Origin of the sequence: Methyloceanibacter methanicus (assembly GCF_001723285.1) — a bacterium.
In the GTDB taxonomy this organism is placed as follows: Bacteria; Pseudomonadota; Alphaproteobacteria; order Rhizobiales; family Methyloligellaceae; genus Methyloceanibacter; species Methyloceanibacter methanicus.
The window spans coordinates 19,609-33,111 of the sequence record NZ_LPWG01000011.1; the positions used below are offsets into that span (position 1 = coordinate 19,609).

Here is a 13,503-nt window from a genome sequence, read left to right on the forward strand (position 1 = left end):
CTACGTCCCGGTGGCCGTTTCGGAGCCCGGCCGCGGCCGCGGCATTGGACGGCCGTCGGCGAGACCGCGAATGAACCCGTCGATGATGCGGTCGTGCCACGTGTCGCGAAAGCCGCGCTCGTGGAAGCCGAGATGACCCCCGCCTGTCGGAAGCAGGATCTCCACATGGGGCAGCTCGCGCGTCTTCAACTGAAGATACGGCTCGGCGGGAATCCACGGATCGTTCGCCGCATGGATCATGAGCGTCGGGATGCTGATCGCCGGCACGAATTGCGCGCCCGCGGTGCGCGTATAGTAGTCCACCGCGTTCCGGAACCCGTTGCGGGGCGCGACCCATTGGTCGTCGAACTCGAAGATGGTCCGGGCACGCGCGATGACCCGGCGTTCCAACGGGGTGAGGCCGCACGACGCCAGCACGTCCCGCTTCATGCGCTGGATGAGAAAGCGGTGGTAGAGCGCGTTGCGCGGTTCCAGCATGCGGCGGCAGGCTTGCCGGGGCGCGATCGGCGCGGAGACGGTCGCCGCGCCGATGACGGACCCATGCCGGCCTGCGCGGCCGAGCCAGTTGAGCAGAACATTGCCCCCGAGCGAGTAGCCGACCAGGAACACGCCCTGTTCGGTGCGGTGCCTTCCAAGCCCGTCCAGCACGCTCTGAATGTCGGCGGCGCAGCCCGCGTGATAGTAGTTGCCGGCAAGGTCTCGCGCGGGGCCGGCGCCGCGTAGGTTGAGACGCAGGACCGCGCGGCCCCGGGCGAGATGGAACCTTGCGGACTCCCGCATATAATCGCTGTCCTCGCAGCCGGTGAGTCCGTGGATCAGAACGATCAAGGGCTCCTGCCCGCCAAGCGCATCCGGCTCGTGGAGCGTGCCCATGAGCCGGTCGCCACTGCCGTCGTTCGCCGGGAATTCCAGCCTCACCGCGCGGCCGGGCAGCGGAAACGGCCGGCGCATGACCACATTGCGCAGCGTTTGCAGGTCGCCGCCCCACCAAGGCGCGCGGTCCTGAAACGTGGCGCCGTCACCGGCGCTGTCTCTCAAGGCATCCAGCACAAAAAGCAATTCGGTTCTGCGGCGCCGGATTCAAGGCCTGCGCGCGGCGTTCCACTGCCGGTGAGGCTTTTCTTGTGAGAGAGCCGCCCCTACGCGCACCGGACGATGCGCCAAGTCCGATCGATGGCAGGGATGCGAGTGCCAAGCAGCTCCAGTCTTCCAAGTCGAGACGTAAAGAATTCCTAGGGAACATTGGCAAGTTCTTCCCTACCGACTCATGTTATAGAAGAAGAATAATAAATCAATATGCAGATGATTCTTCAATATCATCTCCGATTAGACAAGAATAAATATTCTGCAACATAGATCGGCGCTCGATCGGTCTGTGTTCGTATGACATGACGGGGAGGAAACGCATGTCAAAGATCGCTGTTACTGTTGTGTGCGCGACCGCGTTGCTGCTGTTCGGATGTGGCGATGGGCAAGGTCCGAAAGGCGACGCCGGACCGGCCGGCCCCGCAGGACCGCAAGGCGAGCAAGGCGCCGCCGGGCCCAAAGGTGAGCCAGGCCCCAAAGGCGACGCGGGTCCGAAGGGCGACGCGGGTCTGAAGGGCGACGCAGGTCCGAAGGGCGACGCGGGTCCGAAGGGTGAGCCGGGGCCGGCCGGACCGCCGGGACCCAAAGGCGACACGGGGCCGAAGGGCGACACCGGAGGAGCCTCTATTCGCGTCGTGGTCGCCGACGGCCCTGGCCTATTCGCGGCCTGTGCCGAGAACGAAACGCTGATCGGAGCCTGGTGTCAGGGCGGCAGCGAACCGAGCCCGGCTCTCGTCAGCACCTCCAATCGCGCCTGGTGCGGGAGCGCAAGCGCCGCCATTTCGTGTTTGGCGAAGTGACGCCCGGCGGCGCGGCATGAAAGCCTCGCTTGGGGCGCCCCGCCGCAAGCCTTGAACCGGGGGTCACGCGGATCGCGCGCGGCCCCCGGAACCGATTGCTTACGGGCGCGTCAACGCCTATATAGGTTGCATTCCCCTGAAATTGGGACGTTTGGCTCTTTCGTCTGGGATGGCGAGGGACACGACGGAACCCTTTTATGCAAGGTTTGAATGCCATCATGAATCGCACCCCATTGATGCCGAAGGCGACGGCCGTTTGGCTCGTCGACAACACATCCCTGACCTTCGAGCAGATCGCCGAGTTCTGCCAGCTGCACGTGCTGGAAGTGAAAGGCATCGCCGACGGCGACGTGGCGCAGGGCATCAAAGGCATGGACCCGATCTCTTCCAACCAGCTCTCGCGCGACGAGATCCACCGGGCCGAGGAAGATCCGTCGCACCGGTTGAAGCTCTTGGAGCCCAAGGTCGAGGTCCCCGAAGTCAAGACGAAGCGCGGCCCCCGCTACACGCCGGTGTCGCGCCGTCAGGACCGGCCCAACGCCATTCTGTGGCTTTTGAAAAGCCACCCGGAATTGAAGGACAGCCAGATCATGCGCCTCGTGGGCACCACGAAGCCGACGATCCAGGCCATCAAGGACCGGACCCACTGGAATTCGCCCAACCTGGTCGCGCAGGATCCGGTGACGCTGGGCCTGTGCTCGCAGATCGATCTCGATGCCGCCGTGAAACGGGCGGCCGCGCGGCTCGAGCGCGAACAGAAGAAGGCCGGCATCACGGTGGAGAAGGCTGGCTCCCTGCTCCCGACCGAGGAGACCATCGGCCTCGGCGAGGCCGGCGCCGGCGAACCCGAACCCGGTGCCCGATTCGAGCCGCCGCAGGCGCCGAGGAGGACATGGCCAGCTCGCTCGCCCGGGAAGCCCGCGACGCCATGGCCGCGCCCGAGCAGGTCGAAGAGGCCCCGGACGCGGACTCCGTCTTCGCCAAGCTGAAGGACCTGAAACCCGAGAGCGAGAGCGCGGCGGACGAGAGCACCAAAGGCGAAGGCGCGGAAGACGTGGATACGGAAGACACGGACTCCGCCAAGGACTAAGCACCGCGGCCGGGCCGGTCCCTCCCACGCGCCGTTCGGGCTTGATCTCCCTCAAGGCCCATCGCCGGTCCAGCGGCGAGCATGCTTCCCTTCGTTGCTCTTGACGATAGGGAGGTCTTCATGAGCCCGACAGAGATCGGCATTCTGGCGCTGATCGTCGTCGCCTTTTGCGCGTTCGGCATCACGCTCGCCTACTACGCGCACCGCTAGATCCGGGGAGCCGTCCGGCATCCGCGCCGCGCCGGCCCGGTCGCTCGTTCGGGCCGGTCAGTCCGCGAGCGTGCTTTTTTTGCCGTCCGGCCCACAAGAGGAATTGATTCATCCGGTCCCCCATGGCTAGGGTGCGGCAACCAAACGCCCCCAATCCATATTGCCTATGACCAATCCTTACGACGCCGGGCTCGGCAAGACGCCCGCGAACTACCAACCGCTGACGCCCCTCGTGTTCCTGGAGCGGGCGGCCGCCGTTTATCCCGACCACACCGCCATCATTCACGGTACGGCGCACATCTCCTACGAGACGTTCTACAAGCGCGCCCGCCAGCTGGCCTCCGCGCTCGCCGCCCGCGGTATCGGCGTGGGCGATACGGTGTCGGTGATCCTGTCCAACACGCCCTCCATGCTCGAGGCCCATTACGGGGTGCCGATGACGGGCGCGGTGCTGCACTCGATCAACACGAGGCTGGACGCGGCGAATATCGCCTTCATGCTCGATCACGCCGAGACCAAGATCCTGATCGCCGACACCGAATTCGGCCCCGTCATGAAGGAGGCGCTGAGCCTCGCCAAGGTCAAGCCGCTCATCATCGACTATGAGGACACCGAGCTCGGCGTGCCGGGCACGCGTCTCGGCGATCTCGACTACGAGGCCTTCGTCGCGGAGGGCGACGCGCATTTCGCCTGGGCCATGCCGTCGGACGAATGGAACGCCATCTCGCTCAACTACACGAGCGGCACCACCGGCAATCCGAAAGGCGTCGTCTACCACCATCGCGGCGCGGCCATGATGTGCTACGGCAACACCATCGCCACCGGCATGGGGCAGCACCCGGTCTATCTGTGGACCCTGCCCATGTTCCACTGCAACGGCTGGTGCTTCCCCTGGTCGCTCTCCATGGTCGCGGGCACCCATGTGTGCCTCCGGGCGGTGCGCGGCAAAGCCATGTACGACGCGATCGCCGACCACAAGGTGACCCATTTGTCGGGCGCGCCCTTCGTGATGTCGGCCCTCCTCACGGCGCCGGAGGAAGACAAGCGCGACTTCGATCACACCGTCGCCTTCAACCACGCAGCCGCCCCGCCGCCCGCGGCCGTGATGGCCCAGATGGAAGAGGCCGGTTTCGAGCTCACCCATCTTTACGGGCTGACGGAGACCTACGGCCCGGCCACGCTCAATGCCTGGCGCGGCGCCTGGGACGGCCTCTCCCACGAGGACCGGCTCAAGAAGCGGATCCGCCAGGGCGTGCGCTATCACACGCTCGAGGATCTCACGGTGATGGACCCGGAAACCATGGAGAAGACCCCGGCCGACGGCGAGACCATCGGCGAGGTCATGTTCCGCGGCAACATCGTCATGAAGGGCTATCTGAAGAACGAGACGGCCACGAACGAGGCCTTCGCGGGCGGCTGGTTCCATTCGGGCGATCTCGGCGTCATGCACTCGGACGGCTATATCCAGATCAAGGACCGCTCCAAGGACATCATCATCTCGGGCGGCGAGAACATCTCCTCCATCGAGGTGGAGGATACGCTCTACAAGCACCCGGACGTGGCGAGCGCCGCCGTGGTGGCCAAGCCCGATCCGAAATGGGGCGAGACGCCGTGCGCCTTCGTGGAGCTCAAACCCGGCGCAAAAGCCGATGCCAAGGACCTCATCGCCTGGTGCCGCGAGCACCTGGCCCACTTCAAATGCCCGCACTACGTCGTGTTCGTGGATCTGCCCAAGACCTCCACCGGCAAGATCCAGAAGTTCAAACTGCGCGAACTCGCGAAGGAGGTGTAACGGCGCTTGATGTTCAGCAAGAAGCACATTCTCGACGAGATTCGCCGCACTGCTACAGAGAATGGAGGAGTTCCACTAGGTCGCGAGCGGTTTGCGCGAGAAACCGGGATAAAGCCCTACTACATCGAAAAATATTGGGCGCGACTCAGCGACGCCCAGAGAGAAGCCGGCTTCGAACCCAATTCGCTACAAGGAGGATACGACGCCGATTTCCTGTTAGAGAAGTTCGTCGACCTAATCCGTGAACTTGGACAGGTCCCCACGCAGGCGGCGCTTAGGGTTAAGCACAGCAGCGACGATACTTTTCCTAGTCCTCATACGTTTGCAGCTCGGCTCGGAAGAAGGGGCGATCTTATCCAAAAAGCACTTGCCCACTGTGAGGAACGCAGTGGCTACGAGGACGCAGCTCGCCTGTGCAATGAAGCCCTCACGGCGGCCAGAACGACAGTTAAGAAACGATCGGCAAGCGAGCCAGTCCCTGAGTCAGAGTTGGGCTTTGTCTATCTCTTAAAGTCAGGTCGCTACTACAAGATCGGAAAGACTAACTCTGCAGGTCGTCGTGAGCGCGAGCTTGCGATCCAACTGCCTGAAGAGGCCTCAACTATTCATGTTATCAAGACTGACGATCCAGCGGGCATCGAACGGTACTGGCATCACCGGTTTGCAGAAAAACGCAAGCAGGGAGAATGGTTCAACCTCGACTCTAGAGATGTTCGCGCGTTCAGACGCAGGAAATTCATGTAGGTCCTTCTCGCGATGCTATCGAGATTCTTTCAACACCACGATCCACTCGAGGCTCAAGCAAAGCGCCTTGTGGGGGCTGCCAAGATATTGGCCGTCGCCACGTTCATTCCAGTTAGTGATCACTATTCCTTCTTGAAGAGGTGCAACTCGAAAGAATGGGACTTCTTTGCAACCGCCGCCTCTGTGCAGGCTGCCCTTCTTGATTTGGCGCAGCGGGTGTCGGGGAAACGATTCAAAGCACTCCATGCACTCATTGTTTCGGAGCTGCACAAGTGGCATCCGAGAGGCGCGGAAGCAGTGCTCGACTGCCAAGGGTTCACCCATGGCAATCTCGATATGCAGAGTCCTGTAGTGAAAGACCTGCTGCCAAGCGACACTCTTGGTCTCTGGGTTCTTTGGAACTTGCTTCAAAGAAAACCGACCTTCGAAGAAGCACAAGCTGCACGTGGGATTGGTAGCGCTCTTGCAACGCCACTGCATGACTGGTGGACGCGAGGTTGAACTGCGGGAGCTGGCGAATGAGGTCTAGACGCCGACATCCCGGTCCTCACCCTGAGGAGGGCCGAAGGCCCGTCTCGAAGGGTGAGGCCGCAAGCACCAAGACAGGAGCCTATGGCGTCATGCTTCGAGACGCGGCTTCGCCGCTCCTCAGCATGAGGCCGGACAAGAAAGAGGAACCGCCCCCATGCCCCTGCTCCGCTTCGATCTGATCGAAGGCCGCACCGACGGCGAAATCCAGACGCTGCTCGATGCCGCGCACCGGGCCATGCTGGCCGCCTTCAAGGTGCCCGTACGCGACCGCTACCAGATCGTCCAGGAGCACAGACGCGGCCGCATGATCGTCGAGGACACTGGCCTCGGCATCGAACGCACCGACAAGGTCGTGGTCGTGCAGGTCGTCTCCCGTCCGCGCACGCGCGAGCAGAAGGAGGCCTTCTACCGGCTTCTCTGCGAAGAGCTTGAGCGCGCCTGCGGCATCGCCCCCTCCGACGTGATGGTCTCCCTCGTCGAGAACACCGACGAGGACTGGTCCTTCGGGCTCGGCCGCGGCCAGTTCCTGACCGGGGAGCTCTAGGTCCTAGCGCTGTGAGGCGCACCCCGAATCGGCCTAGTCTTCGTAAGTGACGGACCGGGAGGGGACCATCGCTCAGCTTGAGGACACCTTCAATGTGATCGCCAACTACGTGGCGATCGGCGTCGAGTTCGGCGCGGTGCTCGTCGTGGCATTCGGATCGGTCCAAGCCGTCCTCGGCCTGATCGGGGCGATCGTCACCGGCACGGCGGACGGCTTTCGCGGCCGGGAGATTTGGCTGAAATTCGCGACCTGGATCCTGCTGGCGCTCGAATTCGCCCTGGCCGCGGACATCGTCCGCACGGCGGTTGCGCCCACCTGGGACGATATCTGGAAACTGGCCGTGATCGCCGTGGTCCGGACCATGCTGAACTACTTCCTAGCCAAGGATATCGCCGCTTTCAGTAGGCTTCAGGACACCCAAGCGGACAATTCGCCACAGAATCAGTCTCCTGGGCCCGCGTCATCCTAATCCGTTGGACCATCGGACGAATTTGTGTTTGAGTGGCTCTGACTTATCGCACCGCACGATTGACGGAGCGTGCGGACGCCCGGCTGGCCAAAATTCGGGCGGAATTGGGGGATACACGCCGCCTTGGGCCAGGGCGCGATTTTCCGAAGTAGCCCAACAACTTGAGCTCCCCGATGCGCGGGGACGGCGCTTCACGGGATTGAGGGATGACAGAGTCAACACGGACGACGAGCCCGCGTTTCCAATTCATCCTCATCAAACCGTCCCATTACGACGAGGATGGCTACGTCGTGCAGTGGCTCAAGTCCACGATGCCGTCCAACTCGCTCGCCGCCGTTTACAGTCTCGCCCAGGAAGCCGCCGAGCGCGGCGTGCTCGGCCCCGACCTGCCGATCGACGTCACCGCGATCGACGAGACCAATAAGCGGGTCCCGTTCGACGACCTGATCCGCATGGTCCAGGACAATGGCGGTCAGGGCCTGGTCGGCATCGTCGGCGTCCAGTCCAATGAATTTCCGCGTGCGGTGGACATCGCCCGCCCGTTCCTAGCCGCCGGCATCCAGGTGATGGTCGGCGGGTTCCACGTTTCGGGCTGCCTGTCCATGCTCCCCGAGCTCCCGGACGACATCAAGGCCGCGCAGGAGCTCGGCGTCTCCATCTTCGCGGGCGAGGCCGAGGAGCATATGGATACGGTGATCCGCGATGCCGCCGCGCGGAAGCTCCAGCCGATCTACAACCATATGACCGAGGAACTGCCCTGCCTCGCCAACGTGCCGGCGCCGCCCTTCCTGCCTTACGAGTTCGTAGAACGCACGGTCGGCAACTTCACGAGCTTCGATGCGGGCCGCGGCTGTCCCTTCCAATGCTCGTTCTGCACCATCATCAATGTGCAGGGCCGCAAGTCGCGCTACCGCACGCCCGACTCCATCGAGCAGATCCTGCGCCTCAACTACGAGCAGGGCGTGAAACGCTTCTTCATCACCGACGACAATTTCGCGCGGAACAAGGATTGGGAAGCGATCTACGACCGCATCATCAAGCTGCGCGAAGAGGACGGCATGGACGTCCGCTTCATGATTCAGGTGGACACGCTGTGCCACAAGATTCCGAACTTCATCGAGAAGTCGAAGCGCGCCGGCGTGACCCGCGTCTTCATCGGGCTTGAGAACATCAACCCGGCGAATTTGCTCGCGGCCAAGAAGCGTCAGAACAAGATCACCGAATACCGGAAGATGCTGCTGGACTGGAAGCGCGTCGGCATCATGACCTTCGCCGGCTACATTCTGGGCTTCCCCAACGACACCCCGGAGTCCATCGAGCAGGATCTGGAGATCATCAAGCAGGAGCTGCCGCTCGACATGCTCGAGTTCTTCATCCTGACGCCCCTGCCCGGTTCCGAAGACCACAAGGTGCTCTCCGAGAAGGGCGTGTGGATGGACCCCGACATGAACAAGTACGAGCTTGAGCATGTCGTTACCGGCCACGCGAAGATGACCAAGGACGAATGGCAGGGCGCCTACGAGACCGCGTGGCGCATCTTCTACACCAACGAGCATCTGGAGACGGTCCTGCGCCGCGCCTATGCCAGCGGCGTCAACATCCGCTCGCTGATGCCCGTGCTGTTCTGGTTCAAGAACTCCGTCCCGGTCGAGGGCCTGCATCCGCTGCAATGGGGCGTCTTCCGCATCAAACACCGCAAACACCGGCGCTCCGGCCTGCCGATCGAAAACCCGATCACCTTCTATGCCAAATATGCGGGCGAAGTCGCGCGCAAGGCGACCATGCTCGGCAAGAGCTGGTGGGACCTGAAACGGATCGTCAAGAAGATCGAGGCCGACCCACACGCCAAGGACTACAAGGATCAGGCGCTCACGGCGGTCGCCGAGGAAGATTCCGAGCATATGGGCCTCTACAATCAGAACGAGGCCGCGCGGGTCGCCGTGGAGCGGGAATTGCGTGTCGCCAACAAGGCCAGCGTTCAGGCGAACGGTGCCGCCAACGGCGCGCCCAAGAGCAACGGCAAGGGTCAGCCGATCCTGACCGTGAAGTCGAAGAAGGCTTTCAAAGCGCCGGGTCTTGCCAACGAAACCGGGCCGGCGGGCGAAAAGGCCCCCGCCGCTTAGGTCCGAGCCGGATGATCGGATGAGCGCGTCCGAAGGCTTCCAGGAATTCGTCAAGGATCAGCTCGCGGATTTTGGGCCCGTCGCCATCCGGCGCATGTTCGGCGGCGCCGGCGTCTATGCGGGCCAGGTGATGTTCGCGCTTATCGCCGACGACACGCTCTATCTGAAAGCGGACGGGACCACCGCGCCCGCCTTCGAGGCCGAAGGCATGGCGGCGTTCACCTACGCGGCGAAGGGCGGGAAACCGATCTCGATGTCCTACTGGGAGGTTCCCCCGCGCCTGCTCGAGGAGCCGGACGAACTCGCCGCCTGGGCCCGCGAGGCCTATGCGATCGCCCGCGCGGCGAAGAAACCGGCGCGCAAAAAGGCAGCAAAGAACAAGACGGCGGCGAAGAAGAAGCCGCGGAAAAGGACATCGTCGCCATGACCAAGACGGAAGCGCGGCTGCGCCGCGTGGCGATCGGCGAAACGGCGGAGGGACGGCCCTGCGTGGCGCGCGACGACGCCGTCGCGCCGATCGAAACGCCGCTCATGCCGGAGGCGAAATTCTTCAGCCTTTGGGGTGCCGACGCGATGCCGTCCGTTCCCAACGATGGCGCCGCGCCCGACTTCCACGCCTGGTTTCCGCCGGCCGGCGGCTTCCGTTTCGAACTGATCGAACTGCCGCCGCAAGGCGTTGGCCAAGACGCCAAAGCGCCCACGCCCGAGGAGATGAAACAGGCGCTCAAGGAGACCGAAGCCCTGCTCCCCGGCCTCATCCGCACCATGGACCCGCGCAGGCCCGGCATGCACCGGACCGACACGATCGACATGATCTATGTCACCGAGGGCGCCAGCCTTCTCGTCCTCGACACCGGCGAGGAAATCGCCATGGGCACGGGCGACAGCGTGGTGTTGAACGGACAGCCTCACGCCTGGCGCAACCCGCACGAGGCGCCCTGCCGGCTGCTCACCATCTCGCTCGGAGTGAAACGCGCGGGCTAGAGCGTATTCCCGGTCAGTTGCCGAAGGCGCGGTTGATCATGTCCGCGAAACCACCACGGCCGAAAGGCCGGCGGCGCTCCTGCGGCGGCTCTTCCTCGTAATAGCCTCCACCGGCCTGCCCGTATTGCGTCGGACCCGCGGACGGTGCCAGCGCATAGGCCTGGATCCAGCCTTTGGCGTTGCTGTTGGGATCGGTCACCTCGACCCACTCGCCGTTACGGGACACGACCTTCAGATCGCGCCCATAGGGAAAGGCGAACAGCACGGGCGAATCCTCCGAAGCCGTCAGGCGCATGCCCGAGCCGGACACCGCGACCTTCACCCATTCCTCCTGGGGGCCGCCATAGCCCTGGCCCTGAGGATACGGACCTTGGGAACCTTGGGGGTACTGCCCTTGGGAATACTGGCCTTGTTGCGGGTACTGGCCCTGCTGGGGGTATTGCCCTTGCTGCGGATATTGCCCCTGCTGCGGATACTGTCCTTGCTGTGGGTACTGTCCTTGTTGAGGGTACTGACCCTGGCCGCCGGGTTGGCCGGGATAGCTCGGCTGCGCACCCGCGGCACCCTGTCCCGGATAGGGCGGATAACCGCCCTGCGCGGTTCCGGTTGCCCCGGACCCTTGATAGGGGTTCCCGCCATCCATGTAGGGATCGCGCGACGCGGTCCTGTCATAGGGCTGAGACTGACCCTGGACCGGCTGGCCTTGGGCTTGCCCGTAAGGCGGCTGCTGTCCGTAAGGTGGCTGCTGGCCATAAGCCGGCTGCTGGCCGTAAGCCTGGTTCCGACCAGAGGGCTGAGTCTGGCCATATGCGTTCTGCGGCGGTGCCTCGAAATAGTCACCTGGCTGACCTTGAGCGGCCTGCCCTTGCGCGGCACCGGCCGCCGCATCACCTCCGGCCGGCTCGTTGAGCCACGGCAGCGGATTCGGCGTGGGCGCGCCGGTTCCCGGCTGGGGTTGCCCCGCGGGCTGCGACAGTGCCGCGACATTCTGTTGAGGCGCGGCCTGGTTCGCGGCCGGATCGGCGGTCGCCTTCACCGCATCGGAGGCGGTGCTTTCAGAAGCGCCACCCGCGGTGTCCATCGCGTCCGGCTCCGGCTTTCTCTCCGGCGCGGACACGTCGTCCTCGCCGTCCTGCGCCGTGGCCAGGGCCTGCTCGTAGGCGAGCGTCTGCTTCTTGGGCGGCGGCGCCTTCGTCATGGTGTCGGCGATCGGCTCATTGAACAGCATCATCCACACCGCGCCCAGCGCGACGATGGACAGGCTCGCGGAGAAGAAAATCAGCTTCTTGATGGTCGTAACTCCCCTCTTCAACCGCATTAGGCTGAGAAAAGGCGGCGATTGCGTGTCTTAGGCCAGTATTCTGTCTTCGTTAACCCTAAATTTCGGTGAAGCGGCACCGGGACGCAGCAACTTTTTTCGGGGCCTCGGGGGCCGCCAGACCTTGAACCCCAATCCGGTCTGCCGGAGGCTACGCCCCTGACCATCCAAACGCCTTCGCGAGAAGACCGTTCCGGCCGGCCCGCCGCCAACCCAAGAGGTGCGATCGTTCCATGTTGTCCTATGTCGAACATGACAATGCCCAGGCGGTCGAAATCCATGTGGGCGGCAAGGTCTCCACGGAGGAGTTCGACCGCCTCGCGGAAAAGCTCGAGGCGTTCATCGCGCGCCACGGTCAGGTGCGCGTTCTGGAGCAGGTCTCGGACTTCGAGGGCATGGATGCCGCCGCGCTGTGGCACGACATCAAGTTCAGCCTGCGCCACCTCAAGGATTTCAGCCGCGTCGCCATCGTCTGCGACCCGCATATCCAGAATCTGTGGGCCCGGTTCGTAGCGCCCTTCATCACCTGCGAGGTCGAGCATTTCGCGCCCGACCAGATCGCTGAAGCCCGCGACTGGTTGATGTGGCCGGAAGGCGCCGCAGATATTTGAGAGGCGCCGCAGATATTTGAGAGGCGCCGCGGATATCTGAGAGGCGCCACGGACATTTGAGCGGCGCCGGCCGGTTATCCCGTGGACTCCGTTGTCCCGGACGCCTCAGGCGCGGACGGTGCTGTATCCGAAGGGTCGGTGTTCGAGGAATCCGAATCCGAAGGGCTGCCGTCGTCTGAAGGGCTGCCGTCCGCCGGGACCTGGATCGACTCGAGATAGGTGATGATCGCGTCCACGTCGTGCGGCGTGAAGACGAAGACGGGCATCTCCGGATGGCCGGACATGATGCCCTCCGCGAGCGATTCGGCCAGGCTGTCGACGGGGTAGCTTTGCGACAACACGCGGAACGGCGGCGCCTCGGCCTTGGGGCTCTCGCCGCTGCGCCCGATCGCGTGGCAGCGGGCGCAGTGCTCGCGCACGATCACCTCGCCTTTGTCGGACAGGTCCTTTTCGGCCGCCAGGACCGGGGCTGCCGTCGCGGCCGGCAGGGCGATCGCGGCCACCGCCAAAATCGCGAGGGCACCCGTCGGTCCAAACACGGCGCGCCCGAGAAACCCAAATACCTCGAGGAACCCAAGAAAACCGCTTCGTCCTGCTCGCATCGCACCCATCTCAAATCCGTTTCGCACCCTTCTCGACAGCGCCGGCCGCTCGGTGGGGCAGCACGAATCTGCATCAAGGATGAGGGCGCCCCCAGCAAGGCGCCCAATAAAAAGCCACGCCCCAGCGCTCTCCCACGCGGGCGCGGCAACAAGAATAACGGGCCGGGCAGAGCCTCGCGCATGTCCCGCGAGGCCGAGCGCGGCAAAAACCAATCTCTCGACGCGATCTCCAGGCCGGAGACCGGGGGTCCTTGGAACCTAGTGGGAGACGCCGTGTCTCAAGCGTTCCATTTCATCTTTTAGGTGGAGTTTCCGGCGCTTCAGTTCGGCGATCTTGAAAGCGTCCGCCGTAGGCCTTCCTTGTTCCTCGTCGATCTTCCGATCCAAAGCGCGGTGCTTTTCAGCCAATTCATCGAGATGCGCGTCTAGTGCCATGCCGGACCTCCAGATTGAATTGTCGACGTGACCATTCTGTCAAAGAGACCTGCGCTTGTCTAATCACGACCGCGCCCGGCGCGCCCGGCCGGACAATTCGCCCCGGCTCGATCCTGTGGACATGCACTTGAACGGAGCGGCGTTCGGCAAGATACTCCCGCGAC

At 63.8% G+C, this 13,503-nt stretch carries 13 protein-coding genes and 2 pseudogenes; 11 read left to right on the plus strand and 4 right to left on the minus strand.

Annotated features, from left to right (window positions below; translation table 11 throughout):
• Positions 1 to 1,050, minus strand: coding sequence for a YheT family hydrolase (locus AUC68_RS07585; protein ID WP_069437426.1), 1,050 nt, complete (start codon positions 1,048 to 1,050; stop codon positions 1 to 3).
• 425 nt (positions 1,051 to 1,475) lie between these two features.
• Here AUC68_RS07585 and AUC68_RS18680 point away from each other — a divergent pair.
• The 10 genes and pseudogenes from AUC68_RS18680 to AUC68_RS07635 all read left to right on the plus strand — a co-directional run.
• Positions 1,476 to 1,886 (plus strand): annotated as a pseudogene (locus AUC68_RS18680) (collagen-like protein); the annotation flags it as partial.
• 218 nt (positions 1,887 to 2,104) lie between these two features.
• A pseudogene (locus AUC68_RS07595) lies at positions 2,105 to 2,976 on the plus strand (DUF1013 domain-containing protein).
• A 376-nt stretch (positions 2,977 to 3,352) separates the two neighbouring features.
• Positions 3,353 to 4,978 (plus strand): acyl-CoA synthetase, encoded by a 1,626-nt coding sequence (locus AUC68_RS07600; RefSeq protein WP_069437099.1) that lies wholly within the window; start codon positions 3,353 to 3,355, stop codon positions 4,976 to 4,978.
• Positions 4,979 to 4,987: 9 nt separating this feature from the next.
• Positions 4,988 to 5,722 carry a GIY-YIG nuclease family protein gene (locus AUC68_RS07605; protein WP_069437100.1) on the plus strand — a complete coding sequence of 245 codons (735 nt, stop codon included), beginning with the start codon at positions 4,988 to 4,990 and terminating at the stop codon, positions 5,720 to 5,722.
• Between the two features lie 87 nt (positions 5,723 to 5,809).
• Entirely contained in the window at positions 5,810 to 6,223 is a 414-nt protein-coding gene (locus tag AUC68_RS07610; protein WP_141701152.1) for a hypothetical protein, read from the plus strand.
• Positions 6,224 to 6,407: 184 nt separating this feature from the next.
• Complete coding sequence (locus AUC68_RS07615; protein WP_069437102.1) at positions 6,408 to 6,797, plus strand: tautomerase family protein; 390 nt, start codon at positions 6,408 to 6,410, stop codon at positions 6,795 to 6,797.
• Positions 6,798 to 6,843: 46 nt separating this feature from the next.
• Positions 6,844 to 7,266 (plus strand): DUF1622 domain-containing protein, encoded by a 423-nt coding sequence (locus tag AUC68_RS07620; protein WP_204376983.1) that lies wholly within the window; start codon positions 6,844 to 6,846, stop codon positions 7,264 to 7,266.
• A 206-nt stretch (positions 7,267 to 7,472) separates the two neighbouring features.
• Positions 7,473 to 9,389, plus strand: a complete 1,917-nt coding sequence (locus tag AUC68_RS07625; protein WP_069437103.1) for a B12-binding domain-containing radical SAM protein — start codon at positions 7,473 to 7,475, stop codon at positions 9,387 to 9,389.
• Between the two features lie 19 nt (positions 9,390 to 9,408).
• Positions 9,409 to 9,816, plus strand: a complete 408-nt coding sequence (locus tag AUC68_RS07630) for a TfoX/Sxy family protein (protein WP_069437104.1) — start codon at positions 9,409 to 9,411, stop codon at positions 9,814 to 9,816.
• Entirely contained in the window at positions 9,813 to 10,373 is a 561-nt protein-coding gene (locus AUC68_RS07635; protein WP_069437105.1) for a cupin domain-containing protein, read from the plus strand. Before AUC68_RS07630 ends, AUC68_RS07635 begins: the two co-directional genes overlap by 4 nt.
• Positions 10,374 to 10,386: 13 nt before the next feature.
• Here the strand turns inward: AUC68_RS07635 and AUC68_RS07640 are convergent, their stop codons facing one another.
• A complete protein-coding gene (locus tag AUC68_RS07640) occupies positions 10,387 to 11,685 on the minus strand; it encodes an SH3 domain-containing protein (RefSeq protein ID WP_141701153.1) in 1,299 nt (432 codons plus the stop codon).
• 239 nt (positions 11,686 to 11,924) lie between these two features.
• On the opposite strand from AUC68_RS07640, the gene AUC68_RS07645 reads away from it, so the two are divergent.
• A complete protein-coding gene (locus tag AUC68_RS07645) occupies positions 11,925 to 12,302 on the plus strand; it encodes a SpoIIAA family protein (protein ID WP_069437107.1) in 378 nt (125 codons plus the stop codon).
• 74 nt (positions 12,303 to 12,376) lie between these two features.
• Here AUC68_RS07645 and AUC68_RS18350 read toward each other — a convergent pair whose 3' ends face one another.
• Positions 12,377 to 12,913, minus strand: a complete 537-nt coding sequence (locus AUC68_RS18350) for a c-type cytochrome (protein ID WP_069437108.1) — start codon at positions 12,911 to 12,913, stop codon at positions 12,377 to 12,379.
• A gap of 249 nt (positions 12,914 to 13,162) precedes the next feature.
• Positions 13,163 to 13,339, minus strand: a complete 177-nt coding sequence (locus tag AUC68_RS15800; RefSeq protein ID WP_083240532.1) for a YdcH family protein — start codon at positions 13,337 to 13,339, stop codon at positions 13,163 to 13,165.
• Positions 13,340 to 13,503: the final 164 nt, after the last annotated feature.